Genomic DNA, 25,811 nt, shown 5'->3' on the forward strand with positions numbered 1-25,811 from the left:
AAGTCGGTATGTTTTCCCCCGCTGTAGTAATAGCGCAGCGCTTTATCTCCGATCAATACTGCTCCGCGAATATCGAGGATTTGGGCTAGGAGATTGGACGTCGCCGAGTCGGCATCAGCTTTATCGGGGGCAGGGAGAGAGATGACACTTAAAACTTCGCGTTGTGCCACAATTCCGACACCGAAATGGCGGCAATTTTTGGCGGTAATACTGGAGATAAACGCCGCATCGATCCGACGCATGGCAAATTCGCGGTTCAGTGCCGAGGGGACCCCTTTATGGTAATGGAGGCTTTGGTGAAATCGGGTGCTTCGGGCATAGCGTTTGATAAAGACGTGAAACGGGAGGAGATTTAAAAAATCTATTTTTCCGAAAATCAAAACTTCTCCTCTTTAAAAATAAAAGTCATTATACTAATTGATCCCTGACAAGGGACTGTTAGTTCTCTTTCGCTATAATTTTCTCCAATAAAACTACCCAATAAGGGGAATTGTCATGGTGACAATCGAATTTTTAGGACCGATTCAAAAGGCTCCGTTAACGTTGGAAGCATCATCTTTGCGGGATGTTGCCGAAGTATTGAAACAAGACAGCGAAATGGCGCAGTGGCTTGAGAATTGTGCGGTTGCACTCAATGACACATTGGTTTCATCCCTTGACACACCGCTTAAAAGCGGGGATAAAGTATCCTTGCTTCCTCCGGTATGCGGTGGATGAATATGTTGGAACTCTATGATGGCGCATTGAATGTTCCTGAAATCATAACCCGTTGGTATTCAGAGGAAACTGATTATAACTACGGTGCCTATATCCCTTTTATCGGTACGGTGCGTGAGGAAGACGGGATTGAGGGGTTGAGCTTCGATGTATACGAGCCGATACTGACTGCATGGTTTCAAGCGTGGCAGGCTAAAGCAGAACCGCTAGGGGCAAAACTCAAAATGGCACACAGCCGCGGTGACGTGCTGGTGCATGAATCCTCCTACATCGCGGCGGTATTTTCTCCGAAACGGCGTGTCGCCTTGGAGATGATTGAGCAGTTTGTCGAGGACTTCAAAGCCTCCGCTCCGATTTGGAAATACGATCTCAAAAATGGTGAGCGTCTTTACGCACGTGATAGATCGACCCCGATTGGCGGTGCGGGTATTTTGGGAGGAAAGCAATGATTTCATACGAAACCTCTCAAAATATGATTAGTCTCCTCAGTATCGGGAATGTCCGAAGCGAGCGTATTTTTCTCTCCTCAGCGTTGGGGCGGATTTTGGCGGAAGATATTGTTGCTGATAGTGACTATCCGAGCTATCCGACTTCGGCAATGGACGGTTATGCGATACTCCATAGTGATTTGAAAGAGTGCGATACATTGGAAATTTTGGGAGATAATCCTGCAGGCGCTGAAGAAATCGGCGGGGTTATGAGCGGAACGTGCATTAAAACATTTACCGGTTCGTTGATGCCGAAAGGATCCGATACCCTGATTCCGATCGAAAATGTCCGCGTCGATGGATCAAACATTGTAATTGAGAAACCGGTTCCCTTTGGATTTGCCGTCCGTCCGGTAGGAGAGAGTTACCGTGAGGGAGAAATTCTCATCGCAAAAGGGACAAAACTCGGGTTTGCCGAAATCGGTGTATTGGCAGGGATCAATCGTGTGATGATTCGCATCGCACAGCGTCCCCGCGTTGCGATCATCGCTACCGGAAGCGAGATCCTCGATATCGGCGAATCTGCGCGCCATGCCGGACAAATCCGAAGCTCTAACAGCTACACGCTCCAAGTCCTTGTTGATTCTCTCGGAGGCGAGGGGATTCAGATGGGGATCGTCGGAGATGATAAAACGGCGATTATGGAGCGGTTTGAAGAGGCGATCAGTTCGTGCGATATCGTAGTGAGTACGGGTGGAGTGAGTGTCGGCGATTACGATTTCGTCAAACATATCGTCCCAAAACTCGGTGCCGAAGTGATCTTCAAGGGGGTCAATATCAAACCGGGACAGCACGTGATGGTGGCTCAGCGGGGATCAAAATTTATTGTCTCTTTGCCGGGCTTCGCCTACTCCTCAACGGTTACCTTTATCCTGTATGCCGCACCGCTGATCGCTCGTATGTTGGGAGTTGAAAATCCCTACGACGTAATCGAAGCAACCCTCAAAGTGCCGTTTGCCAAACGCTCGAATAAAAGCGAATTTACCGCATGCAATCTCTCTTTTGAGGAGGGACGTTACTGGGTTGATTTCGAGGGGAAAAAGACAGGGAGTTCGGCGATTTTGACCAATCTTCTCGGTAATACCGGGCTTATGATCTGCGGTGAAGAGGATGGGGATCTGGAAGCGGGAACGCTCGTTAGAGTGATAAAGTTATAAACAGCTTGTCATCCTGAACGTCATTCAGGAATTTGGATTGCGGATCAAGCCCGCAATCACCAATTATTTAACAATCTTCGCTTTAATCGCCTCTTCTTCGATCAACTCTTTACGGTATTTCACTGCAACGATATTTTCGGTCTCATTGATAAACCACTCCGCGATATGTTCATGCTCTAAGCCGTTTAATTTTTCCATATCGACATGATCCATTGAAATATAGAGATGAGAATAGCGGTGCGGATTTTGCATTTTAAATGTCCACAATAGCCATATCGTACTGATAACGATTAAAGTGATGGTGAATACTTCACGGCTCGAGTACTGCAGTGCGATTCCGGCGGCCGCTCCCCCGACAAAGGTCATGAAATAGGCAAACCCGTTCGCGATCCCCAAAGCCGCACCTTTTTGGTGCACTTTGGCATATTTGGAGATCATCGACTGTACGAGCGGCTCCATCATGTTAAATGCCATAAAAAAGCTGACCACTCCGGCAACAAATTCCCAACTCTTTGTCGCAAATCCCATCAGGGTAAAAGCTACAATAAAGAGAATAATCGAGAGTAAAAATATTTCTCGAGGCTTATTGTATTTTTCACCGAATACGGCAGCCGGTCCCATCGCTAAAAGCCCCATGACCATTGCGGGAATAAACGCTTGCCAAAGATCCTTTTTATCCCATAAAAAACCGTATTCGGGTTTGATAAGAAAGATAGGGATAAGGACAAATGAAACGGTCATAAGCCCTTTTTGCATTCCGTTGGTGATAATCATACTAAGGAGATTCGGATCTTTGAGAATATCTTTGGTGGTAGTCGTTGAATGGTAGATGTGACGAATACGCGGAGGATTCGGGACATTGGTGAAGAGGACGACCATGGATAGGATCGACAAGACGGCAGCAATCCAAAAGAGTGACGAAAATCCAAATCCGGCGGCAATAACCGGCCCTAATGCCATCGCAGCGGCGAAGCTGATAGCAATGGTTCCCCCCATAAGTGCCATCGCTTTGCCGCGTGATTCTTCATTGACCAAATCGCTGATCATGGCAGGGATGACCGCACCGATAGCTCCCGCACCTTGTAAAAAACGCCCCGCCATCAAGGTGTAGATATCGGTGCTCACCGCACAAATGATCGATCCGACCAAAAAGATGACGAGTCCGAGTAACAGTGTCGGCTTGCGACCGATTTTATCGCTCATCACTCCAAAAGGAATTTGGAAAATAGCTTGTGTCAGAGCATATCCGCCGACGATAACACCGATTAGAAGGGGTGTAGCACCTTCGAGGTTAAGTGCATAGGCTGAAAGCACCGGAAGTACGAGAAAAAGACCAAAAAAGCGGAGCGATAAAATCGCAGAGAGGGGGAGAACCGTTTTAAACACCGTGCAACCTTAGATACGTTAAAATTTTCAGCATTATAATACACCCTTAGATGAAACATCGGGTAAACACCGATAGTTAAAGTCTATTGTAAGGAATGAAATGAAAATCGTCTTGGCAACGTCAAACAAAGGGAAAGTACGAGAGATCATTGAACTCCTCCACGATCGGGAAGTCTTTCCCTATACCGATTTGATCGAGGGATTTGAGATCGTTGAAGACGGTGAGAGCTTTAAAGAAAATGCGCTGATCAAAGCCCGCGCCGTGTACGCCGCATTGGGAGATGAAAATGCGATCGTTATCGCCGATGACAGCGGTATCAGCGTTGACGCGTTGGACGGTGCTCCGGGGATTTACAGCGCCCGTTACGGCGGAGAGGGGGCGAGTGATCGGGATAATCTCCTCAAGCTCGTAGAAGCGCTAAAAGAAAAAGGGTTAAATATTTCTCCCGCTCACTATACGGCGGCGATAGCGATTGTTTCTCTCGAGGGGGAAAGTTGTGTGCACGGGTGGATGCACGGAGAGGTTATCACGGAGTTACGAGGAGAAAACGGCTTCGGATACGATCCGATTTTTATTCCCGGTGGATTTGAAAAAACGCTCGGAGAATTGCCGAATGACGTAAAAAAAGGGCTTTCGCACCGCTCCAAAGCGTTGGAACTGGCGAAAATTTTGATCGATCAGATCAAATTCTTACGATCTCATGCCGGAAGCGTTGCCACGAAATAGAAGAAGATAACCCCGACAACGATTCGGTAGATCGCAAACGGGGTAAAGGTGTGGCGGCTGACAAAGGTGACGAAGAGTTTGACCGTTGCGAGGGCAAATACAAATGCCGTTATAAACGCTACCGAGAGCATAAAATAATCATCTACTACCATCTCGTTACGATGTTTAAGGAGATCGTATGCGGTAGCGATAATCATCGTAGGGATAGCGAGGAGAAATGAAAACTCCGCCGCACTTTTACGGCTGAGTCCGATTACTAATCCGCCGATGAGGGTGGCCCCTGAGCGGCTCGTTCCGGGGATCATGGAGAGGCTTTGAAAGACACCGATAGTAAATGCCTCTTTAACAGTAAGTTCAGAGACATCTTTGCCCGAATCGATGGGTTTATCACGTCGAAGATACTCAAAAAGCAAGAATACGATCCCTCCCGCAATCAGCATAATACTGACCGTTTCAACTCCGAAGAGGGCTTTGATCTGTTTGTAAAATAAAAATCCGAGTGCTCCTGCCGGTAGAAAAGCAACCCCGATTTTAAGCCACAACATTTTGTCCTGCATCAGCCGCTTGGCATATAGGAATAAGACGGCGAGGATGCTTCCGAGTTGGATGGAGACTTCGAACGCTTTGTGGGCAGCGGTTTGTTGAAGCCCTAAAAGCTGAGAAGCTAAGATGAGATGCCCCGTCGAAGAGATAGGGAGAAATTCGGTGACTCCCTCCAGTGCTCCGAGGATCAATGCGTCAAATAAAGTCATAGAGTAAGCTCTTTTTTTGGTGTAATTGTACCATAGCCTCACCCCTTAAACCTCCCCTAACCTCACATAGGATAAAATGCGCGGATTTATGACACTTTCCCTCAAGGAATTTTTGAATGTTACTTTTTACCCCCGGACCAACCCCGGTACCTGAATCGGTACGTATCGCTATGGCTGGTGAGACGCTGCACCACCGTACCCCTGAGTTCGAAGCGATTTTTGAACGCACACGCGCACTATTGTTTGAGTTGCTTGGAATGGATGAGGTACTGATGCTCGCTTCATCGGGAACCGGCGCTATGGAAGGGGCGGTGATCAATCTTGCCCACTCCAAACTCCTCTCAATCAATTCGGGAAAATTCGGTGAGCGTTTCGGCAAGATCGCCGTTGCTCACGGGATTGCCAACGTTGAGATTAAGCACGAATGGGATACGCCCGCTACGGTAGAAGAGGTTCAAGCAGCATTGAACGCTAACCCCGATGTCGATGCGATCACAATTCAAATCTGCGAAAGTGCGGGTGGATTGCGCCACAGTGTTGAAGCGATTGCAGCAGCGGTAAAAGCGCATAACCCAGCCATCATGGTGATTGCGGACGGTATCACAGCGGTGGGTGTTGAGAAAATCGACATCACCAATATCGACTGTTTGATCTCAGGGAGCCAAAAAGCGTTGATGCTCCCTCCGGGACTTGCGATTATGGGGCTCTCTAATGCGGCGATTGAAAAAATCGGAAGCGGCAAAGGGTATTATTTTAACCTTGCTACGGAGATTAAAAATCAGCGTAAAAATACGACGGCATGGACGGCGGCAACGACGATTACCATCGGTTTAGAATCCATTTTGAATCGCATCAAAGCCGAAGGCGGTTTGGATAAATTGTACGCCGATACGGCGCGCCGTGCGAAAGCGACCCGTGAAGCCATGACAGCGATCGGCCTCTCTATTTATCCGATCACTCCGGCTGACTCGATGACGACGGTAGGAGATCCTGAAGCGAAAAAAATTCGCTCAACTCTCAAAGCGTTCGATGTGAACGTCGCCGGCGGACAAGACCATATCAAAGATTCGATTTTCCGTATCAACCACATGGGTCTGATTGCTCCGTATGAAGCGTGCTGGGCAGCGAATGCGGTGGAATTGGCTCTCGATAAAATGGGACGACGTTCTTATGACGGAACCGCGAATCGCGTGTTTAATACCGTCTATTTCGGACTCTAAACCAATGGTATTTGAACACGAAATCCCCGAAGGATCAAAGCTTTACTTTGCCGCGACGGCAAAAACGAAGCGTATAATCGAAACCAAAGCGAGCACACTTTTAAGCGAAGCCGGATTTGAAGAGATCTTAACACCTCTTTTTTCATATCATCAGCACATGAGTGTTTGCGATCAGCGAGAACTTATTCGTGTCAACGACAGCGAAAATCATCCGATCAGTCTTCGTGCCGATTCGACGATTGATGTGGTTCGTATTGTCAATAAGCGTCTTGACGGAAACACCGAACACAAAAAGTGGTTTTACATTCAACCGGTGTATCGTTACCCGGCGGATGAGCAGTATCAAATCGGGGTAGAGATTATCGATGAGCCGAACCTCTCGGTAGCACTTACCCAAGCAACACGGATTTTAAACGAGTTGAAGATGAAACCGCTATTGCAAATCTCAAACATTAATATCCCTCGTCTCCTTACCGAGATGATGGATTTGAGTTTGGATGATTTCCGTCATGTCAATATTGAGAAACTCTTATCGCTAAAAATCGACTGGCTGACTCGCTTGGTTTATATGCAGCATGCAAGTGAAATTGATGCGGTAGTGGAGATTGTCCCCGACGCGATCAAACCGGAACTCATTAAGATAAAAGAGCTGTGCGAAGGGTTGGAATACCCTAATGTGGTTATTGCACCGCTTTATTACGCTAAAATGCTCTATTATGATGAGCTTTTTTTCCGTGTAATCGAAGGGAATGAGATGTACGCCATGGGCGGACGCTATAAAAGCGAAAAGACCGTTTCGGTCGGATTCGCTATTTACACCGATGCGTTGATTGACGCATTACACCAATAACTAATTTAGGATTGTTTATGAAAGCAGATTTGATTGTCGGTATCCAATGGGGTGACGAAGGAAAAGGTAAAATCGTCGATTTGTTGGCGCAAAAATACGATTGTGTTGCCCGTTATCAGGGGGGGCATAATGCCGGACATACCATCGTCGTTGATGGAAAAACCCACGCTCTTCATTTAATTCCGTCAGGGATTTTGAATCCCAAAGCGATCAATATCATCGGAAACGGTGTCGTTGTTTCTCCTGAAGCCCTTATTAAAGAGATGAAACAGTTTGATAATCTTCTCGGACGACTGTTTGTTTCTGAATCGGCTCACATGATTTTGACGTTTCACACGTTGATCGACCAAGCCAAAGAGAAACTTCGCGGCGAAAAAGCAATCGGTACGACGGGTCGCGGTATCGGACCTGCGTATAGCGAAAAAATAGCCCGTGCCGGATTTCGCTTGGGTGAACTCCGTGACGTGAGCGCATTAACGAATCGTGTCATGGAATATTTCGAGCAAAACAAAGCCATTTTTCAAGCGTTAGAAATTTCATTGCCGACCAAAGAAGAATTAACCGTCGAGTTGACGACATTCGCAGAAGCGTTGATACCGTTCTTGGCCAATACAACCCAAATGGCATGGAAACTCATGGATGAGGATAAAAAAATCCTCCTTGAAGGTGCTCAGGGGACAATGCTCGATATCGACCACGGAACCTATCCGTACGTTACCAGCTCATCAACGATCTCGGCGGGAGCGTGTACGGGTCTTGGGGTTAATCCGAAAGATATCGGCAAAGTGACGGGGATTGTCAAAGCGTACTGTACCCGTGTCGGAAACGGCCCTTTCCCGACGGAAGACCACGGCGAGATCGGCGAACGTCTCCGCAAAGCGGGACATGAATTCGGAACCACTACCGGACGTCCGCGCCGATGCGGATGGTTTGACGCCGTAGCGTGCCGCTATGCGAGCCGTTTGAACGGATGCGATGATCTCTCTATTATGAAACTTGACGTCTTGGACGGTTTCGACGAGATCCAGATATGTGTCGGGTACGAAGTGAACGGTGAAGTGATCGACTATCTCCCTCTTGATCTTGAAAATGTAAAGCCGGTCTATAAAACATTCCCGGGGTGGGATAAAACCGAGGGAGTCCGCCGTTTTGAAGACCTTCCTGTAACGGCACAGCAATATCTTCGTGCCATCGAAGAGTTGACTCAAACCAAAATCGGCATGGTTTCAACATCACCGGATCGAAACGATACGATTACATTATAATCATCTTGAGGAGCGTTTATGAGCAAATCGCGTTACGAGCCTTTGGTCAAACTCAAAAAAAAGAGTTTAGACACTGCCGAACGCGCCCTCATCAATGCGAATAACGAGCTTACTTTTGCTTCCGATACCTTAAAACGCTCGTATGAAGAACTCTCTCAAATGACTCTCCCTACACACGGCTCTGTCGGCGAATTTACCCAAGCAACAACCATGATTCATGCACAGCATCAGACCATCGAGCACTCTCAAAACAGAGTGCAAAGGGCACAGCATCTACAGCATCAGATGCGGGAACGTTTTAAGGCGGCAATGATGGATTTTGAAAAGTTTAAATATTTGGAAGTCCAAGAGATGAATGCACGGCTAAAACATCTCAAAGCTCAAGAGGCTAAAATGCTTGACGAGATCGGTACAATGACCTACAAAAGAGAGGAACTATGAAAATAATCTGGAGTTTAGCCGTAGTGATGATCGGCGGATTGTACGGGGCGCCCGCTACAAAATAGTATGAGTGTACCAAAATTTTTGAAGACCGTAAAAACGAGCTTTTGGTCGAACTTGAACGAATTGACGAGCAGAAACAATCGCTCGATTCCCTCAAACGGGCAACGGAAGATCTTTTACGCAAAAAAGAGGCGATGGTACAGGGAAAAGATGTCAAAGTCGATCAAAAGCTGAATGAGATCAAAGCCAAAGAAGCATCGGTCAAAAAAATGTTGGACGATAACAAAAAAGTTTTGGATGAAATCAAACAGCTAAAAGCAGACAAAGTGTCCCAAACTTTTGCGAAAATGAAGCCTGCCGCATCGGCACAGATCCTTGCTCAGATGCCCTCATCCGATGCTGCGGATATCATGAGTACCCTTAACAGCAAAGTCGTCGGACAAATATTGGCGAAGATGGACCCGAAAAAAGGCTCAGAAATTACCGACAAGCTGCGAAAACTTCCTGAACCTACTAAATAACGCTTCATTTCTCCTAAGCGATTTTAGAGGTATTTTAGGCTAAAATGCAGAAAATTTCACTCAGGGCTGGCAATGAAGGTTTCACTGACACACGTACCCCATATCGCGACACGAATTGCTGTCGATCTCAGCCGAAGCGGCTTGGTTACTATGACCAAAGGGCTTGAGAGCACTGCTAAAGAAGCCGAAAAGGTTTTGGCTGCCAACATCAAAAAAGAGATTGCTCTTGAAGAAAAGGTCAAAGAGATCGTTAATGCCAATGAAGAGCAGATCGATTTCTATCTTGCCGATGAGCGACAACTCTTTTTCATGATCAAAAAGAAATTGGCACCGCAATTCGGTGTTGTCCTCTCCTATGAAGATCGCTATTCAGACATTGCGCATCAGATTCTCAACGAACTGTATGAAGAAGATTTGATCAATTACGACGTGAGTGAAAACCGAATTAAAAATATTATTTATGATGCGATTACAGGCTCTATTGCCGATTCAACTGAAATCGAATCGGCTGTTTATGAAAAGATCAGAAGCTATAAACGCAATTTGATTCCGGGTACGGATGAGTATGAGATCGTTTATGAAAAACTCTATAAAGATGAATTGGTTCGACGGGGGATGGCATAATGTTACGCGATGCATGGATTTATCTCGAAAACGGCACCTATATAAGTGCCAAAAGTTTTGGTGCGGATACCACAGCGGTAGGTGAGATTGTTTTTAATACCTCTATGAGCGGGTATCAGGAGATTATTACCGATCCCTCGTACGCAGGTCAGTTTGTCACTTTTACGATGCCTGAGATTGGGAACGTCGGTGTAAACAGCGAAGACATGGAAAGCTCTCGTGCCCACTGTAAAGGGATTATCGTCCGCCAATATCAGCCGGAGCACTCATCGTTTCGTGCCGAAGAAGCGCTGCACACTTTTTTGGAAAAACACGGCATCATCGGTATCTGTGATATCGACACTCGGTTCATAACCAAAATGCTCCGAACGCAGGGGGCAATGATGATGATTGCTTCGACTCAGGTCAGCGATAAAGAAGAACTCAAAAAGCTCCTAGAAGCATCTCCTCGGATTGAAGAGATCAACTATATCGAGGAAGTCAGTACCAAAACATCGTATGTACACCGTAACGGCATCTACGACCCGTTCAACTTCCGTTACAACGATGCACCGGCGCCGAAGGCACGCATTGCGGCGATCGATTTCGGAGTAAAACGCAACATTCTAAATGAATTGACCGAAGCAGGACTGGAAGTCGAAGTCCTTCCGAATTCATTCAGTGCGGATGAGTTGATAGCACGATACGACGCCAAAGAGATTGACGGTGTATTTTTATCCAACGGCCCGGGAGATCCCCTTGTTCTGAAAGTAGAGCAAGAAGAGATTAAAAAGCTGATCGCACGTAAAATTCCACTATTTGGAATCTGCCTAGGGCATCAGCTTCTTAGTATTGCACACGGGTACGACACCCATAAACTAAAATTCGGTCATCACGGCGGAAATCATCCGGTTAAAAATGTGAAAACGGGGATGGTCGAAATTACGGCACAAAACCACAATTATAATGTTCCTGAATCGGTTCGTGAGATTGCTGAAGTGACCCATATCAATCTTTTTGACAACACGATTGAAGGGTTGCGCTATAACAGCGGACATGTCTTCTCGGTTCAACATCACCCCGAATCAAGTCCGGGACCGAAAGAGAGCCGATACATTTTCAGCGAATTTCTTCAACTTCTTCAACGCTAACCTAAAAACAGGGGGGATTCTCCTCCCTTTCTTACCATAAAAAATCTTCAACATGTTACTTTTCTACCCCTATTTCTGTAATTAAACTTAAATATATCGTTAAGTATGAATAGTGTGAAAAATATTTAATAATTTAAGATTCCTTAAATAGTGTGATTGCTATCATTAGAGTGTCTAATAGCCTACTTTTGTTACAAAAGTGTTAAGGGCATCTTTGATTTCACAGCTTTGCGAAGTCAGAGGTGCCCTAATAGGCTCTTATGCTTTGAATCTTTAAGGAGGTCGTAAATGGAGAATCGTCCATTGGAGTATGATTACACGGTTGCGAAATGGTTTATGCTAGCAACTGTTGTTCTCGGTATTGTCGGGATGCTTGTCGGCGTTATTTTGGCGTGGCAAATGGCGTTTCCAGGTGTAAATTTAATGGCGGGAGAGGGCTTGGCTGAGTATACAAACTTTAGTCGTCTTCGTCCGTTGCATACTGACTCAGTAATCTTCGGATTTACCCTTAGCGGTATCTGGGCTACTTGGTATTATGTCGGTCAACGTGTATTGAAAGTGTCAATGGCGGAATCAAAATTTTTGATGTTTCTTGCTAAATTGCATTTTGCTATTTACATGGTAGTAGTAGTTGCCGTTGTCGGTTCATTATTACTCGGTATTTCTACTGGTAAAGAGTATGCAGATTTTGAATGGCCGATTGATATCGCGGTAGTAGTGGTATGGGTTATTTGGGGTATGTCTATTTTCGGTTTGATCGGTATTCGCCGTGAAAAATCACTCTATATTTCTATCTGGTATTACATTGCTACTTTCTTGGGTATCGCTATGTTGTATCTTTTCAACAATATGGAAATTCCAACGTATTTTGCTTCAGGCGGAATCGGCAACTGGTATCACTCGGTTTCTATGTACTCTGGTACAAATGATGCGTTGGTACAATGGTGGTATGGACACAATGCAGTTGCATTCGGTTTCACAGTACCTATCGTTGCAATGATCTACTACTTCCTTCCAAAAGAATCAGGCCAAGCGGTTTATTCATATAAATTGTCTCTTCTTGCGTTCTGGGGATTGATGTTTGTTTACCTTTGGGCAGGCGGACACCACTTGATCTACTCTACAGTACCGGATTGGATGCAGACAATGGGTTCAGTTTTCTCCGTTGTATTGATTCTCCCATCATGGGGTTCTGCGATCAATATGCTTCTTACTATGAAGGGTGAATGGCAACAAGTAGCGGCAAGCCCGTTGATCAAATTCATGATCTTGGCTTCTACGTTTTACATGTTCTCTACACTTGAGGGTCCAATTCAAGCGATCAAATCGGTCAATGCTTTGGCTCACTTTACAGACTGGATCGTCGGTCACGTACATGATGGTGTTCTCGGTTGGGTTGCATTCATGATTATGGCTGCATTGTTCCATATGGCTCCGCGTGTATTCAAACGTGAGATTTATTCTAAATCATTGATGAATACTCAATTCTGGATCCAAACTCTCGGGGTTGTATTGTATTTCACATCAATGTGGATTGCAGGTATTACACAAGGTATGATGTGGCGTGCACACGATGAATTCGGTAACTTAGCGTACTCATTCATCGATACTGTTGCCGTATTGCACCCTTACTTCACAATCCGTGCGGTTGGTGGTACGTTGTATCTCGTAGGTATGTTCTTGTTCGCGTACAATATGTACAAAACAATGACAAGCTCTCGCCGTGTTGAAGAGAGTGAACTTCAAAACGCATCGCCTATGGGCGCATAATAAGGAGGGGAAAAATGTTTCACTGGTTAGAAAAACACCCGTTCTTTTTCGCGGTAGCGGTGTTCTTAACAATCGCGTTTGCAGGTCTTATCGAGATCCTGCCAAACTTTGCGCAAGCATCTCAACCGGTTGTAGGGACTAAACCTTACAGCACGTTGGAACTTGCAGGTCGTCATATTTATATTAAAAACAACTGTATGGGATGTCACTCTCAATTGGTTCGTCCGTTTAAATCAGAAACTGACCGTTACGGTCACTACTCTTTGAGCGGTGAATATGCGTATGACCGTCCATTCCTTTGGGGTTCAAAACGTACCGGTCCGGACTTGATGCGTGTAGGTAACTACCGTACAACGGATTGGCACGAAAACCACATGAAAGATCCTGCAGCGGTTGTTCCGGGTTCAATCATGCCGGCATACCGCTGGATGTTCAAAAATGCTGCGGACATCGATACAGCGTATGCTGAACAAATTACCGTTAATAAAGTGTTCAAAACACCTTATAACACTGAAATTCCAATGGCAGACGGTACAAAAGCGACTGTTGCATTGGCAGCAACATTGGATGAAGCAAAAACTGCAGCTCTCGAAGAGGCTAAAGTTATTGCCGCAGACATGAAAGATCAAGACGTTAAAGATGCGGTTGCAGCGGGTCAAATCCCTGAAATCGTTGCGGTAATCGCATATCTTAACTGCTTAAAATAAGGATGTGAGCGTGGATATAGGTACACTTCAAGCGTATGCTTACTTTTTCTTCGTTGCGTTTTTGGTGGTGGTATTGTATTCATACATTTATCACCTCTACAGCTCGCAGTGGAAAGGGAAGCGCGATTATGAAAAGTACGGCAATATCGCGCTGAATGACGAGATCACCGATCAACCGATCGAAGAGATCTCGAAAAACGATGATAAAAAAGTAGGAGGCATAAATGAATAAGACAGTACTTGCTGCTATCATAGTTGTAATTGCGATGCTTGGCTTCACCTACATTGCTGTCGGCGGAGCCGGCGGTATGGGTGGTGAAGGTGACTGGGTTAACAAACTCGCCGTACTCGGTGCAGTTGTCCTTGTCATCGTAACAGCATTTGTAGTTACCAAATATGTTCGTCAAATGCAATTTGATAAAGCGAGCGGTAAACTTGCTGATGAAAATTGGGACGGTATCGGAGAATATAAAAACGAACTTCCTTTCGGATGGGCGATTATTTTTCTTGGTCTTGTAATTTGGGCAATTTGGTATTTCCTTGCGGGATATCCAGTTAGTTCGTACTCACAAATCGGTGAATACAACGAAGCCGTTGCAGAGCACGATGCTAAGTTTGAAGCGCAATACGCTAATATGGATGATGCTACTCTCAAAGAGATGGGCGGATCGGTGTTTATCGTACAATGTGCTCCGTGTCATGGTCTTCAAGCGGACGGTATCGATGGTAAAGCGGCTAACTTGAATCACCGTTTGGAAGAGAAATCAATCAAACACGTTATTCAAAACGGTTCAAATAACCAACTTCTCGGAATCGAAATGCCGATGCCGGATCGTAACGGTCTTATGAACGCTAATACCGGTGCTTTGATTAGTGATGCTGAAATGGATGCGGTAGCTAAATATGTTGCCGGCGGAATGAAAGGCACTGTTGGTGCTGATGTATTCGCTGGTACATGTGCTGCTTGTCATGCTGCTGACGGTAAAGGTACTGATATGGTTGCTCCAAGTATCGCTGAATTCAATCCTACGCTTATCGCGAATGTATTGAAACACGGTAAAAAAGGTGCAATCGGTCAAATGCCGGCATTCAACAACTTGACAGATGTTCAAGTAAAAGCGCTTGGTGCTTATGTCACCGGCCTTAGCAAATAAGGAGAGTCATAATGGAAAATCGTAGCGTTTTTGCATTGGACGGGATTAGCGGTATGTTGATCGCAACCGTGTTGCTTCTCTCTATCCTCGCGGGTTTAACCGTGTGGGGATTGGGCGTTCAACAAGGAAGTGCAACTAATTATTACCAAATTGAAAATGAAAAAGACATCAAGATGTTTAGCACCGATAACGCTACGCATCGTGTTGATGTTAAATAAGGAGTTTTAGATGGCAAGTATCATGGATAAACTCATCACAATTACATTGGTGGTTTCTGCAGCGGTAACGTTGTGGGCGGTGGTAACACCGAATCACCTTTACGTCGGTTAAGGGTAACTTTTGTTACTCTCGCGAGGGCTAGCGGCCCTCACCCTCTCATTCTTATTTACCCTTTCTCTCCATGCGGAATATTTATATAAAGATGATGTTGTTAACAATCCAAAATTCGCGGAACAAATTAATTCGATCGGCGCTGAGCTAAAAGCCAAAACAGGTGTTTCTCTCTATTTGGTAATGGTGCGTGATTTGGATGAAAATCAAAGTGTCGCTGATTTTGAAAAAAAGGTGTCGGCAGAAGTAGGTGAACCGTCTGTGATTATGACGTTTATAGAGCTTCAACAGCAAATCGACATTTTAGCTCGTCCCGTCTCTTTATATGAGCATTTTAACAAAGCGCAGATACTCAGTCCGAATGCAACTTTTATCGGTTCCGTTGTAAGCGCTGTAATGTTCGCCCGCAGTTACGATGAAGCCAAAGAGCTTATTGTTAACCGCGGAGGTACTATTTTACCTATTTTGGCAGAAAGTACAAAAGGGGGCGAAACGGTTCAAAAGTATTCGGTAGCCATGTATAACGGCTACAGTGACACTGCGGATCAAATTGCAGCGGCTCAAGGGGTAACCCTCAGTTCGTCTGCCGGAAACGGCAGTAAAAACTTTATCGATATTATTCGGTTAATTTTTTACGGTATCATTCTGTACGGTCTTTCACGATACGTATACGGACGATTTTTTCGTCGTCGCAAGAAGGATGATAATGTTTAAAAACCCCGGGACTAAATGGCCGATTATCATTGCTGTATCAACAGTAATAGTAATTATTTTTGGTGTACTAACTATTAAGGCGGCTATTAACAATCCGGTGGAGATGTCGGATTATGGAATGCAAAATTACCATGAATACGACAGAGACGCGAATGATATTATTGAAGCAAAGATTGCTTTTGATCAAAAGTACAGTATTGCTTTTCTGACATCGCAGATTACCGAAAAAGGGTCCGTTATTGAGTATAAAATAACGGATAAAGCAGGTAAAGCCGTTAATAACGCTTCGCTCAATGTAATCCTTACCCGTCCTGATATGAATAAATACGATATCAATCTCTCCAATCCAACCGTGAGTGAAGGGAAATATACTTTTGCTCCGGTAGATCTTCCAAAAGTGGGTCGATGGGACATTATGTCAAAAGTTTCTGTAGGAACCGATCAGCGTTACTATAATCTTAAAGCCGATACCCGCGAACCGAAAACAGCTGAGTTTTAAACAAACGCATCTCTTCTCCCCTTTAGGGGAAACTGACTACAATAAACATTCATAAACTATCAAAATAATTTTTTACTTCCGCAGAAAAGTGGAATTAAGCGTAAAATCGAGGAAATTTCCTAAATGAAAAGAGAATGTGTCGTTTATCCGACCGCACGCTGTGTTCGCGAAGCGGTAGCGGAGTCTACGGAGAGCTTTCTTCCCCATAGAATGACAATGGGGGAGTTTCTATCACGTGCTTACGTAGCGGCCGGAAAGATTATTCCCGATGAGGATTTGCGTCTTTTGGCAATGCATGAAGCATCCAATTTTTCCGGATTTGCAGCACTTAACATCGAGCGGAATTTTTTCAGTTTCATCCAAAATTCGGAGTATCTGTTCCGTTTTTTTGAAGAGCTCTCTTCCGAACAGGTTTCACTCGAAACCCTCCAATCGGTCGATGTGTACGGGGAGTATGAGGAGCACATCACCATACTCAAAAGACTTCGTGAACGATACGGTGAGATATGTTCACGCGAGGGGTGGGCGGATAGAATTTTTCATTCTGAGCATACAACAATTCAGGACGATTTTTTACGCAATTTTGAAACCATAACCATTATCGTCGAGGGGTATTTAAGCCGCTATGAGATCGCACTGCTTCGGGCGTGTGCACATCAAATAGACGTAGTCCTTCACTACAATACAACAGCGTACAACCGTAAAATGACGGCACGATTTGAGGAGATGGGGTTTGAGCTGAAGGAGGGGATAGCCTATCGGCTCTCACTGAGTCAGATTCAAATCATCGACGAAAAACCGCTTCGAATCAATCGATCGATAAGCTGTGATATATTTCATACACGGCTGGCTCAAATCGGATTTATCAAAGCGTCCGTCGAGGCTTTTGTGGAAGAGGGGATGGCGCCTGAAAAAATTGCGGTGGTTCTTCCGGATGAGGATACGGCGCAGATGCTCAAAGAGTTTGATACCGAGGGGAACTTCAATTTTGCGATGGGTTCTCCCTTTAGCAATAGTCCCCTTTACCGTGACCTTGAGAGTATTACCCTTTACTTGGATGAAGCGAGTGTTCTAAATCATGAGCGTATCCGAAATGTCAAAACCGCTACCCTTGAGTGGTTTAAGGGACATTATCCGCAAAAATTTCTATTTTCTCAGTTGGAAGAGCTGATGGGAATGCTGGAAGATGAGGATACGGAGTCGATCGAAATCGTACGTGATGAACTGCATCGATTCAGCCATCTCTCTCATGCTCTGGAACAGATGGATTTCAGAGCGGTCTTTCGGATCTTTATGAACCGTCTGCGTCAACAAAGCATTGATGATGTCCGGGGGGGAAAAGTGACGGTTATGGGGTTGCTGGAGACTCGGGGCGTTGCGTTTGAGGGGGTGGTGATTATTGATTTCAATGAAGGATATGTCCCTCATAAGAGTGAAAAGGATCTTTTTTTAAATACAAAAACCCGTGAATATGCGGCTCTCCCAAGTGCGCATGATCGTGAATCCCTTCAAAAACACTACTACTCCATTCTCTTCAACCGAGCCAAAAAGGTAGCCATCGGATGTGTTCAAAATGCCGAATCGGTACCGTCACGTTTTTTACTTCAATTGGGGATCAAGAGCACTCCTGCCGCATACCGCTATGAGGAAGTTTTATTTCCGTCACCGCATTTTAACGAACGGCATATCGGAGCGTATGAGGGCGAATACGATTTTACGGCGCACCCTCTCTCTGCGAGCGGGATCAAAACGTTTTTGAGCTGTAAACGAGCTTTTTATTATCGTTACATCGCCCATATCCGAGAGCATGAACTGCCGCGTGACCTCTCGCAAGAGCGTGATATCGGGAATGAACTTCACAGTGTTTTAGATAAAGTGTACACATTGCAGGATAGCTATTCAGAACCCTCTGCGATCAAAGAGACGATTAGCAGGCTGTGGGAAGTGAAAAAAACGGACGATCCTCTGGAGCGGTATATGAAACGGCTTTGGATCGATAAACTGGATGATTTCTATGCGTGTGAGGTGTCTCGATTCGCTTCGGGTGCGAGGGTTCTCTACCGTGAAAAAGAGGTGAGCGCCGAGGTCGAGGGGATACGATTAAACGGACGAATAGATCGTATCGATGAGAAGGAAAATTCCCTCGAAGTGATCGATTACAAGAGCGGCAAGTATCCTGATACCGATAAAGAGCCCAAAGAGAGCGATGTCGATTATCAGCTCAGCGTTTATGCACTGCTTGCGGGAGGACTAGGGCGTGTCGAGCGATGCGGGTACTATGATTTGGGAAAAGGAGAGGTGAAATTCGAGCAGTTCTTAGAGGCAAAAATTGTCAAACTGCGGGAAATTTTGGCTCACATGGCCTCTCAAAAACAATGGAATTGGGAGATGTGCGAGGAGTTGAGCCGATGTCGTCACTGCCCCTACACCTACCTTTGCCATCGGGAGGTGATGCGTGGAATTTGAACCGTTTTTAGCCTATGAAGCGAGTGCGGGGAGCGGCAAAACATTTAACCTTGTTGTCCGTTATCTGAGCTTGCTCTTTATGGGGGAGAATCCATCTTCCATCGTGGCATTGACGTTTACCAATAAAGCGGCGAACGAGATGCTGGAGCGGATCATCCTCACCCTCGAAGAACTTCCGACGCGGAGCGAACTGCCTCAAATCTCACGTCTCAGCGGGATTGATGAGGCAACTATACTGGAAGAACGCCCCAAAGTGCTCGCGCGCTTCCTCCGTTCCGATATTCAAATTTCGACGCTGGATAAGTTTTTTGGTCGCATTTTGCGCAAATTTGCTCTCAATGCGGGGTTGATGCCGACTTTTAAAACCGTGCAGAGCCACCATGAAAGTGCCTTATTGGAGCGATTTTTAAACGAAGTGGAGGTGTCAAATGCCTCAGGGGCATTGATCCATCTCTCCCTTTTGAGCGATAAACGGCTCAGTGATCTTTTTACGCTACTCTCTGCTCTCTATTCCAAATACAAAGAGATTGATACTCAAAGGTATGATGGGAAAAATACCCCGGAAGAGTCCGTCGGTTATGCGATGGAGCTTGCGCACGAGCTTGCCTCATTGGTGCTCTCAAAACCGCTCAGCGATCGTGCCCGAAAAACGATGCAGTTTGAGCATTATGAGGAGCTGTTGGAGAAAACGTGGCTTTTTAAACCGAGTATGGAGTACTGGGATTTTAAAAAGGCTTATGAGCCTCGTATGGATGCGCTGCTCCATGAGATACAAAGTGCGGTTGCCTCGCAAATGCGGCGCCGCGAAGTGCTCTATTTCAAAGAACTTTTTGCCGTCCTCAAACTTTATATCAAAAGCCGCCAATCGATGGCAACGCAGAGCAATGAACTAAGTTTTGATGATATAACCCTAAACGTTCATACCCTGCTGAGGGAAAAACTGGAGAGCGAGTTTCTCTATTTTCGACTCGATTCACGGATCAAACATCTCCTTCTCGATGAGTTTCAAGATACCAGTGTCATCCAGTTCGATATTCTCCGTCCGCTGATCGAAGAGATTCGCTCCGGTGTGGGGGTAAATGAGGGGGGAAGCTTCTTTTTCGTCGGGGATGTAAAACAATCGATCTACCGTTTTCGCGGAGGGGTGAGCGCCTTGTTTCATGAGGTGGCGGAGCTGTTTGATGTGCGGCTCGAACCGCTTAAGGTAAACTACCGCTCTAAAAGCGAGATTGTTAATTTTGTGAATCGTGCATTTGAGGGGAAAATCAAAGGGTACATCCCCCAACAAAGCCCGCAAAGCTCATGCGGAGGGTACGTAGAGGTTCTCCTGAGCGATGATCTACTCGAATCGCTATGTGAGCGGGTCGCATTGTTGATCGAGAAAGGCTCTGCACCCGAAGAGATTGCTATTCTTACCGCGACCAACAAAGACGGAAGTGCGGTTGAGGAAGTTTTGAGCGAGCGGGGGTATGACGTCGTGACCGAGACCACCGCACGTCTCATCGCACAGCGAAGTGTCCGTGCCATCATCGAGTATCTGCGCTATTGTTATTTTGGTGAATCGATCTACCGATCCAATTGTGCGGCACTGCTCGGTATTCAAAGTGACCAGATCGATCGTATACGAGCAGATGAGGTAGTGACAGCCGTTATCACTTTTGTCCGAAGATTCACGATTGCCGATAAAAGTGCTCTAATGTTTATCGAAGCACTGCGGGGATACCGCGATATCGAAGAGGTTGTTTTCGAGATCGATCGGTTGGAAACCTCTTCTCCCCAAAGCGATCTTAAAGGGATTCGAATTATGACCGTACACAAATCCAAAGGACTGGAGTTTGAGCACGTTATCGTACTCGATCGGCTCGGAACGGCACGGAGTCATAATGATCCGATTGTCTATGAGTACGAAGGGGTGCAGTTACGGGGGATGCATTATCGGATAAAAGGGCGTGAAGCGCTTGATATGGCTTACGCGAAAGCGCTGGAAGCAGAGAAAATGGCATCCGATGAGGATCAGCTCAATGCCCTTTACGTAGCCCTCACCCGAGCTGCCCAATCGTTGATGGTTATTGCCAAGGTTAAAAATTCATGGTTCGATCCCTTGGAGCTTGTAGCTTCAGAGCAGGGGGTGCTAGAGATCAAAGTGCAAAAAGAGAAGCCGGTGCAAACAGAGAAAGCGGTAAATTTTAAAGCACTTCATTTCGGCACACAGGAGGAGACCCTCCGACCACCGAAAGAAGCAACGCACGATTATGCCGCGGTGCAGTTTGGATTGGCACTCCATTATACGCTGGAGATGATGGGAGAATTTAGCACCGTATCTCTGGAGATTGCATTGGAGTCAACCCGTAACCGTTTCGGATCCGTCTTGCCCATGGGAGCAATGGGAGAGATTGAAAAGAGGATCGAGCGTTTACTGAGCGATCAGACTTTTCGGCACCTGACACAGGGGGATCGGTATAAAGAGCAGATGATACGCCATAAAGGAAATCTTGGGGTGATTGATCTTTTGGTTCGCAGTGAAAAGGGATGGATTATCATCGATTACAAAAGCGGCCGTGAAGAGGAAGAGAAACATCGCGATCAGATCAATCGCTATGGCGAGGCGATCCGTTCATCCACGGGAGAGGAAACAGCGGGGTATTTATGCTATCTTCTTGAGGAGACGATTGAATGGATAAAGTGCTTATAGTAAACTTAATTTAAGTATATTATAAGTTTATGCTGGTACAATTGCGCCACTATTTATAGAGACTTTTAAAGGAGACTCAAGATGAAATTTACTAAAATTGCTTCACCTGAGCAAATCGAACGTAAATGGGTTTTAATTGATGCTGAAGGGAAAACATTCGGTCGTATGATGACTGAAATCGCTGTTAGCCTTCGCGGTAAAGATAAACCGTATTTTACCCCAAATATCGACTGTGGTGATTTTGTTATCGTCATTAACGCGTCTAAAGCGGTTATTAACGGTGGCGGTAAAACTGCTACTAAAACATATCACCGTCATACAGGTTACTTCGGTAATGTAAAAAGTGAAAAATTTACAGAACTTTTGGCTACTAATCCAGAGAAAGTTTTCAAGCTTGCTGCTCGCGGTATGCTTCCAAAAACAAAATTGGGTCGTGCAATGCTCAAAAAATTGAAAGTCTATGCAGGTGCTGAACACCCTCACTCTGCACAGATCGCTAAGTAAGGATAAACCATGGCAAAAACGTATGCAACCGGAAGAAGAAAATCTTCAATCGCTAAAGTATGGCTTGCTCCGGGTACAGGTAAAATCACTGTAAACGGTCTTTCACTCGATGCATGGCTCGGTGGTCTTGAAGCAAAAAAATTGCGTGTTACCCAACCGCTCTCTTTGACTAAACAAGACACATCCGTAGACATCACTGCTTCAACTATGGGCGGTGGTTTCTCAGGACAATCCGATGCACTTCGTCACGGTATCTCTCGTGCTCTTTGCACATTTGATCCGTCATTCCGTGCTATCTTGAAACCGTTCGGTATGCTTACTCGCGACTCACGTATTGTTGAGCGTAAGAAACCGGGTAAACGCAAAGCGCGTCGTTCTCCTCAATTCTCAAAACGTTAATCGTTTTTCTCCTCAGATATTCTGGGGAGCTTCCTTCTCTTCGTATTTATCACAATTATATTACAATCTAACTCTATCTATTCATTTTTATTATATTTAAGCCATTGCTTATATACTAACCACTAGAATCATCCGTGTTTTTAATATAAGGAATTTGCCAATGTTTTTTGGAAGCGGTCAGCAGCGTATTGACGTAGAACCTCTCAATGCAAAAATAGCAGAGTATGAAAGAGAAAATGAGCATCTGCGATACGAGGTAGAGAGGCTGAAAGAAGAAAACAGCCGTTACAGCGAGAGTGCGGTAATGTCCGTGCTTATTCGTCATTTGACGGACGAGTTGACGAATGCGTGCCAACGCGATTTGTCGATCCTGCAAAAAGACCTTGCCGATAACGTTAAAGAGCTTGAAGAGATTGAAGTTCTAAACAAAGACAACCATTCCAATGCGCAAGAGATTAACGATGAAATCGGTGCTCTTCTTCAAACGCAAGAGGAGTTAATCGGAAACATTACCGAAAACTACGGTTCGGTTTCTCAACTCAATGATAGTGTGGGATCGATTTCTCAGGTGATTAATCTGATTAAAGACATCTCCGATCAAACCAATCTGCTTGCGCTGAATGCGGCTATTGAAGCGGCACGTGCGGGCGAGCACGGCCGCGGGTTCGCCGTCGTCGCCGATGAAGTGCGAAAACTGGCGGAACGCACTCAAAAAGCGACTCAAGAGGTGGCTATGAGTGTTCAAAGTCTAAAGCAAAATGCGGTAGAAATCTATGAGCGTTCCAGTACAATGGAGAGTATTTCATCGGTATCGAATGAAAAATTGGAGCGGTTTCGCTCAACATTGCTCGACCTTGGAAATCGAACAGGGACAATTCATAACGACTCTACCGATGTCCTTTATTCTGTTTTTATGGTTCTTGTTAAACTGGATCACCTGTTGTTTAAATCCAAAGGGTACAAAAGCGTCTTTAGTCTCAAAGTTGAGGGAGAGTTTGCCGATCATCACCATTGCCGTCTGGGTAAATGGGCTGAGGGGGGCAAAGGGGCTGAAATTTTCGGTTCAACGGCAAGCTTCAAAAAATTGGAAACACCGCACAAATCGGTACATGATAATATTTTAGCCGCTATAAATTGTGTCACTTCCAATACATGTGTTCAAGAGTCGGCAAATATCCGCAAACATTTTGCTAATGCTGAATCGGCCAGTCAAGAGGTGATTCAAACCTTAGGTGCGATGTTAATGGAAGAGCGACAAAGCCGAGCAAGACACTAATCGAGTGCTCGGTCAGTGTTTGGTGCGATAAAGCTTTTTATTATACATATCATCCATTACCGTTACAAAAGCGAAAGCATCCCGTTCAAGTTCTTTATCATGAGGAGCAGTATGGAGATGCTCTTTCTCATAGGTAAACGTGAGCGGCTCTTTGTTCGGTTGAATAACGGCAACTTTGTTATGGTCGCGCAATGCAAACGTATCGTTGAAAAGCATGAGGGAAACTTCACGTTTTGCATCGCTGTAGATAGAGTGACCTAAAACGGGGTAGGTAAGATTGGCCCCGATCAAATCGAGGGCTGTGGCTAACACATCGGGTTGGGTGCTTAGCGCGTCGAACTTTTGCGGTTTTACCCCATCGGAAATTATCAAAGCAGGAATATGGAACATATTCACCGGGACCAAATCGTCTCCGTAAACACGGATATTATGATCGGCAACGACGACAAAAACGGTGTCTTTATAGTAGGACTCTTTTTTGGCCAGTTCAAAAAGGCGTCCGATCGCGAAATCGGCATACTTGACTGCATTTTCAACCCCTTTTTTCGGTTTCCCGGGGATAAAATCTATTTTTCCCTCCGGCAATTCGAAAGGTGAGTGATTGGAAGATGAGAAGATAACACTGACAAATTTTTCCCCTTTTGCCGTGTGTTCCTTGAACTTTTCATTGGCTTTAACAACCAAATCCTCATCGCTGACCCCCCACGTACTGACGAAGCTCGGGTTCGTGTAATCTTTTTGTTCGATCACTTCATCAAAACCGTTCCCCATATACCAGCTGCGCATATTGTCAAAACGTCCTTCTCCTCCGTAAATGAAGGTCGATTTGTACCCGAGTGGCTTAAGGAGCGAGGCAACGGTGAAAAAATCACTTTGCGATTTGTTCCGCTTGACCACCTCTTCGCCGGCAAGAGGAAGCCAACCGGATGTTATTGCCGAGAGTCCGCGAATGGAACGGGTACCGTTGCTGAAGAGATTGGTAAACGCGATCCCCTCATGGGAGAGTTTTTCCATATTGGGGGTAATCGTAGCGTCCCCTCCGCTGAATCCAACGAATTGCGATCCCATCGACTCTTGGATAAAGATGACAAGATTTTTAGGTTTTTCGGATGGGAAATGGGTCGGTTCTAGGCGATTAAACGGGAATTCTCCTCCCCCTTTAAGGTTCAGTTTGTCGCCCACGCGCGTATAGGCTTCGCTCAACGCCATTTTCTTGCCATAAGGTTTTATAAGATCTCCCTCTTTGGTGTAACTGTAAAAAGCATTCCCGATGCTGTAGAGAGAATTTTTAGCGATCTCGTTGGCCATTCGGTTAGTACTGTACAGGGCATCGGAGATATTGGCGGGGCGATGACCGAACGACGAACGGATACCGATAAATAAAAGAGCGGCAACGATCGGAAACAGAAGCGTCCGTTTCCATAGAGGGGTACGGATCGCTTCGGCAAGACGCAGCGGAGAGAAACGGAGATAGCCCCATGCCGCTACAAGGAGCATACCCATTGCGACGGCAAGCTGCAGCGGGTACTCTTTGAGGATCATGGAGGTGACCTCTTTGGGATATTTAAGATATTCGATGAAAAGGTAGTTTGGACGGACATCGTATTGGGCAACAAACGGAAATGTGGCATTTTCGACATAGAGAGCTATCAGTAGAAAAAAGAGAACATAGCCGTTAATAAAGCGTTCCGTATAACGTGCGAGTACTTGCGGAGTGATCGCAAGGAGGAGTGCCGGAATGATCAGTAAAATCGAAGCGGTCATTGTGTCGAGTTTCAATCCGTAAAGAAAGGATAAAAGTGACTGGGCAAACGTAATATCGCCTAAACGATCAAAGTAAAGAGCGTAAAGCCCGAGTCGGCCCAGAAAAAAAAGGACGATAAAGAGGAGATAAATTTTAAAGAGTTCTCGTAACATGTAGTGTTTATCCTAATAATGATCCGGAATTATAGAATACGAATGGATAATAAAAAATGTTTACGTCTCATTAGGTGTTTAAAGATTATAATTCCGTATCTA

General features: G+C 45.5%; 26 protein-coding genes and 1 pseudogene. 23 read left to right on the top strand and 4 right to left on the bottom strand.

Annotation, left to right across the window (positions count from 1 at the left end; all coding sequences use genetic code 11):
* Positions 1-380: pseudogene (locus tag Q0C19_RS00690) on the bottom strand (hypothetical protein); the annotation flags it as partial.
* A 115-nt stretch (positions 381-495) separates the two neighbouring features.
* Here Q0C19_RS00690 and Q0C19_RS00695 point away from each other — a divergent pair.
* The 3 genes from Q0C19_RS00695 to Q0C19_RS00705 are packed head-to-tail and all read left to right on the top strand — an operon-like array spanning position 496 to position 2,362.
* On the top strand, positions 496-717 hold the full coding sequence (locus Q0C19_RS00695) for a MoaD/ThiS family protein (RefSeq protein ID WP_295051725.1): 222 nt from the start codon (positions 496-498) through the stop codon (positions 715-717).
* A 2-nt stretch (positions 718-719) separates the two neighbouring features.
* A complete protein-coding gene (locus tag Q0C19_RS00700; RefSeq protein ID WP_295051728.1) occupies positions 720-1,166 on the top strand; it encodes a molybdenum cofactor biosynthesis protein MoaE in 447 nt (148 codons plus the stop codon).
* The gene (locus tag Q0C19_RS00705) at positions 1,163-2,362 is read left to right on the top strand and encodes a molybdopterin molybdotransferase MoeA (RefSeq protein ID WP_295051731.1); all 1,200 of its coding nucleotides are present in this window, start codon (positions 1,163-1,165) and stop codon (positions 2,360-2,362) included. Before Q0C19_RS00700 ends, Q0C19_RS00705 begins: the two co-directional genes overlap by 4 nt.
* Before the next feature lie 63 nt (positions 2,363-2,425).
* Here Q0C19_RS00705 and Q0C19_RS00710 read toward each other — a convergent pair whose 3' ends face one another.
* A complete protein-coding gene (locus Q0C19_RS00710) occupies positions 2,426-3,748 on the bottom strand; it encodes an MFS transporter (RefSeq protein WP_295051733.1) in 1,323 nt (440 codons plus the stop codon).
* A 100-nt stretch (positions 3,749-3,848) separates the two neighbouring features.
* Between Q0C19_RS00710 and rdgB the strand changes: the two genes are divergently transcribed.
* A complete protein-coding gene (gene rdgB / locus Q0C19_RS00715; protein ID WP_295051735.1) occupies positions 3,849-4,475 on the top strand; it encodes an RdgB/HAM1 family non-canonical purine NTP pyrophosphatase in 627 nt (208 codons plus the stop codon).
* On the opposite strand, the gene Q0C19_RS00720 is transcribed toward rdgB, so the two are convergent.
* Positions 4,448-5,227: an undecaprenyl-diphosphate phosphatase gene (locus Q0C19_RS00720; protein WP_295051738.1), complete on the bottom strand. Its 780-nt coding sequence runs from the start codon at positions 5,225-5,227 to the stop codon at positions 4,448-4,450. The genes rdgB and Q0C19_RS00720 overlap by 28 nt on opposite strands.
* 116 nt (positions 5,228-5,343) lie before the next feature.
* Here Q0C19_RS00720 and Q0C19_RS00725 point away from each other — a divergent pair, with 116 nt between their 5' ends.
* The 19 genes from Q0C19_RS00725 to Q0C19_RS00815 all read left to right on the top strand — a co-directional run bounded on the left by Q0C19_RS00725 (position 5,344) and on the right by Q0C19_RS00815 (position 23,792).
* On the top strand, positions 5,344-6,447 hold the full coding sequence (locus tag Q0C19_RS00725; RefSeq protein ID WP_295051740.1) for an alanine--glyoxylate aminotransferase family protein: 1,104 nt from the start codon (positions 5,344-5,346) through the stop codon (positions 6,445-6,447).
* Between the two features lie 4 nt (positions 6,448-6,451).
* Positions 6,452-7,297, top strand: coding sequence for an ATP phosphoribosyltransferase regulatory subunit (locus Q0C19_RS00730; protein WP_295051743.1), 846 nt, complete (start codon positions 6,452-6,454; stop codon positions 7,295-7,297).
* A 17-nt stretch (positions 7,298-7,314) separates the two neighbouring features.
* On the top strand, positions 7,315-8,562 hold the full coding sequence (locus Q0C19_RS00735) for an adenylosuccinate synthase (RefSeq protein ID WP_295051746.1): 1,248 nt from the start codon (positions 7,315-7,317) through the stop codon (positions 8,560-8,562).
* A gap of 18 nt (positions 8,563-8,580) precedes the next feature.
* Complete coding sequence (locus Q0C19_RS00740; RefSeq protein ID WP_295051749.1) at positions 8,581-9,003, top strand: flagellar export protein FliJ; 423 nt, start codon at positions 8,581-8,583, stop codon at positions 9,001-9,003.
* A gap of 107 nt (positions 9,004-9,110) precedes the next feature.
* Positions 9,111-9,527, top strand: coding sequence for a PDP protein (locus Q0C19_RS00745; protein ID WP_295051752.1), 417 nt, complete (start codon positions 9,111-9,113; stop codon positions 9,525-9,527).
* 72 nt (positions 9,528-9,599) lie between these two features.
* A complete protein-coding gene (locus Q0C19_RS00750; protein ID WP_295051755.1) occupies positions 9,600-10,151 on the top strand; it encodes a DUF507 family protein in 552 nt (183 codons plus the stop codon).
* Positions 10,151-11,281: a glutamine-hydrolyzing carbamoyl-phosphate synthase small subunit gene (gene carA / locus Q0C19_RS00755; protein WP_295051758.1), complete on the top strand. Its 1,131-nt coding sequence runs from the start codon at positions 10,151-10,153 to the stop codon at positions 11,279-11,281. Before Q0C19_RS00750 ends, carA begins: the two co-directional genes overlap by 1 nt.
* A 288-nt stretch (positions 11,282-11,569) precedes the next feature.
* Entirely contained in the window at positions 11,570-13,051 is a 1,482-nt protein-coding gene (gene ccoN / locus Q0C19_RS00760; protein WP_295051762.1) for a cytochrome-c oxidase, cbb3-type subunit I, read from the top strand.
* 14 nt (positions 13,052-13,065) lie between these two features.
* A complete protein-coding gene (ccoO, locus tag Q0C19_RS00765) occupies positions 13,066-13,758 on the top strand; it encodes a cytochrome-c oxidase, cbb3-type subunit II (RefSeq protein ID WP_295051764.1) in 693 nt (230 codons plus the stop codon).
* Positions 13,759-13,768: 10 nt separating this feature from the next.
* Entirely contained in the window at positions 13,769-13,990 is a 222-nt protein-coding gene (locus Q0C19_RS00770; RefSeq protein WP_295051767.1) for a cytochrome c oxidase, cbb3-type, CcoQ subunit, read from the top strand.
* Complete coding sequence (locus tag Q0C19_RS00775) at positions 13,983-14,912, top strand: c-type cytochrome (RefSeq protein WP_295051768.1); 930 nt, start codon at positions 13,983-13,985, stop codon at positions 14,910-14,912. Before Q0C19_RS00770 ends, Q0C19_RS00775 begins: the two co-directional genes overlap by 8 nt.
* 11 nt (positions 14,913-14,923) lie before the next feature.
* The gene (locus Q0C19_RS00780; protein WP_295051770.1) at positions 14,924-15,130 is read left to right on the top strand and encodes a DUF4006 family protein; all 207 of its coding nucleotides are present in this window, start codon (positions 14,924-14,926) and stop codon (positions 15,128-15,130) included.
* Positions 15,131-15,251: 121 nt separating this feature from the next.
* A complete protein-coding gene (locus Q0C19_RS00785) occupies positions 15,252-15,956 on the top strand; it encodes a 3-dehydroquinate dehydratase (protein ID WP_295051772.1) in 705 nt (234 codons plus the stop codon).
* On the top strand, positions 15,949-16,455 hold the full coding sequence (locus Q0C19_RS00790) for a FixH family protein (protein WP_295051774.1): 507 nt from the start codon (positions 15,949-15,951) through the stop codon (positions 16,453-16,455). The genes Q0C19_RS00785 and Q0C19_RS00790 overlap by 8 nt, the downstream gene beginning before the upstream one ends.
* A 123-nt stretch (positions 16,456-16,578) precedes the next feature.
* The gene (locus Q0C19_RS00795) at positions 16,579-18,921 is read left to right on the top strand and encodes a PD-(D/E)XK nuclease family protein (protein WP_295051777.1); all 2,343 of its coding nucleotides are present in this window, start codon (positions 16,579-16,581) and stop codon (positions 18,919-18,921) included.
* Complete coding sequence (locus Q0C19_RS00800; RefSeq protein ID WP_295051780.1) at positions 18,911-21,613, top strand: RecB-like helicase; 2,703 nt, start codon at positions 18,911-18,913, stop codon at positions 21,611-21,613. The genes Q0C19_RS00795 and Q0C19_RS00800 overlap by 11 nt, the downstream gene beginning before the upstream one ends.
* Before the next feature lie 81 nt (positions 21,614-21,694).
* Entirely contained in the window at positions 21,695-22,117 is a 423-nt protein-coding gene (gene rplM / locus Q0C19_RS00805; protein WP_295051783.1) for a 50S ribosomal protein L13, read from the top strand.
* Positions 22,118-22,126: 9 nt separating this feature from the next.
* Positions 22,127-22,516 (top strand): 30S ribosomal protein S9, encoded by a 390-nt coding sequence (gene rpsI / locus Q0C19_RS00810; protein ID WP_294893969.1) that lies wholly within the window; start codon positions 22,127-22,129, stop codon positions 22,514-22,516.
* 160 nt (positions 22,517-22,676) lie between these two features.
* Positions 22,677-23,792, top strand: a complete 1,116-nt coding sequence (locus tag Q0C19_RS00815; protein WP_295051786.1) for a methyl-accepting chemotaxis protein — start codon at positions 22,677-22,679, stop codon at positions 23,790-23,792.
* 12 nt (positions 23,793-23,804) lie between these two features.
* Here Q0C19_RS00815 and Q0C19_RS00820 read toward each other — a convergent pair whose 3' ends face one another.
* The gene (locus Q0C19_RS00820) at positions 23,805-25,709 is read right to left on the bottom strand and encodes an LTA synthase family protein (RefSeq protein ID WP_295051789.1); all 1,905 of its coding nucleotides are present in this window, start codon (positions 25,707-25,709) and stop codon (positions 23,805-23,807) included.
* Positions 25,710-25,811 lie beyond the last annotated feature (102 nt).

This window comes from Sulfuricurvum sp., from assembly GCF_023250475.1.
Lineage (GTDB): Bacteria > Campylobacterota > Campylobacteria > Campylobacterales > Sulfurimonadaceae > Sulfuricurvum.

What these genes read in the sequence shown, in the direction of transcription:
- Q0C19_RS00750 (WP_295051755.1), top strand. Translation starts at nt 9,600, where the DNA reads ATGAAGGTTTCACTGACACACGTACCCCATATCGCGACACGAATTGCT.
- ccoO (WP_295051764.1), top strand. Translation starts at nt 13,066, where the DNA reads ATGTTTCACTGGTTAGAAAAACACCCGTTCTTTTTCGCGGTAGCGGTG.
- Q0C19_RS00815 (WP_295051786.1), top strand. Translation starts at nt 22,677, where the DNA reads ATGTTTTTTGGAAGCGGTCAGCAGCGTATTGACGTAGAACCTCTCAAT.
- Q0C19_RS00775 (WP_295051768.1), top strand. Translation starts at nt 13,983, where the DNA reads ATGAATAAGACAGTACTTGCTGCTATCATAGTTGTAATTGCGATGCTT.
- Q0C19_RS00695 (WP_295051725.1), top strand. Translation starts at nt 496, where the DNA reads ATGGTGACAATCGAATTTTTAGGACCGATTCAAAAGGCTCCGTTAACG.
- rdgB (WP_295051735.1), top strand. Translation starts at nt 3,849, where the DNA reads ATGAAAATCGTCTTGGCAACGTCAAACAAAGGGAAAGTACGAGAGATC.
- Q0C19_RS00720 (WP_295051738.1), bottom strand. Translation starts at nt 5,227, where the DNA reads ATGACTTTATTTGACGCATTGATCCTCGGAGCACTGGAGGGAGTCACC.
- Q0C19_RS00740 (WP_295051749.1), top strand. Translation starts at nt 8,581, where the DNA reads ATGAGCAAATCGCGTTACGAGCCTTTGGTCAAACTCAAAAAAAAGAGT.
- Q0C19_RS00790 (WP_295051774.1), top strand. Translation starts at nt 15,949, where the DNA reads ATGTTTAAAAACCCCGGGACTAAATGGCCGATTATCATTGCTGTATCA.
- rplM (WP_295051783.1), top strand. Translation starts at nt 21,695, where the DNA reads ATGAAATTTACTAAAATTGCTTCACCTGAGCAAATCGAACGTAAATGG.
- Q0C19_RS00735 (WP_295051746.1), top strand. Translation starts at nt 7,315, where the DNA reads ATGAAAGCAGATTTGATTGTCGGTATCCAATGGGGTGACGAAGGAAAA.
- ccoN (WP_295051762.1), top strand. Translation starts at nt 11,570, where the DNA reads ATGGAGAATCGTCCATTGGAGTATGATTACACGGTTGCGAAATGGTTT.
- Q0C19_RS00730 (WP_295051743.1), top strand. Translation starts at nt 6,452, where the DNA reads ATGGTATTTGAACACGAAATCCCCGAAGGATCAAAGCTTTACTTTGCC.
- Q0C19_RS00705 (WP_295051731.1), top strand. Translation starts at nt 1,163, where the DNA reads ATGATTTCATACGAAACCTCTCAAAATATGATTAGTCTCCTCAGTATC.
- Q0C19_RS00780 (WP_295051770.1), top strand. Translation starts at nt 14,924, where the DNA reads ATGGAAAATCGTAGCGTTTTTGCATTGGACGGGATTAGCGGTATGTTG.
- Q0C19_RS00725 (WP_295051740.1), top strand. Translation starts at nt 5,344, where the DNA reads ATGTTACTTTTTACCCCCGGACCAACCCCGGTACCTGAATCGGTACGT.
- Q0C19_RS00820 (WP_295051789.1), bottom strand. Translation starts at nt 25,709, where the DNA reads ATGTTACGAGAACTCTTTAAAATTTATCTCCTCTTTATCGTCCTTTTT.
- rpsI (WP_294893969.1), top strand. Translation starts at nt 22,127, where the DNA reads ATGGCAAAAACGTATGCAACCGGAAGAAGAAAATCTTCAATCGCTAAA.
- Q0C19_RS00795 (WP_295051777.1), top strand. Translation starts at nt 16,579, where the DNA reads ATGAAAAGAGAATGTGTCGTTTATCCGACCGCACGCTGTGTTCGCGAA.
- Q0C19_RS00700 (WP_295051728.1), top strand. Translation starts at nt 720, where the DNA reads ATGTTGGAACTCTATGATGGCGCATTGAATGTTCCTGAAATCATAACC.
- carA (WP_295051758.1), top strand. Translation starts at nt 10,151, where the DNA reads ATGTTACGCGATGCATGGATTTATCTCGAAAACGGCACCTATATAAGT.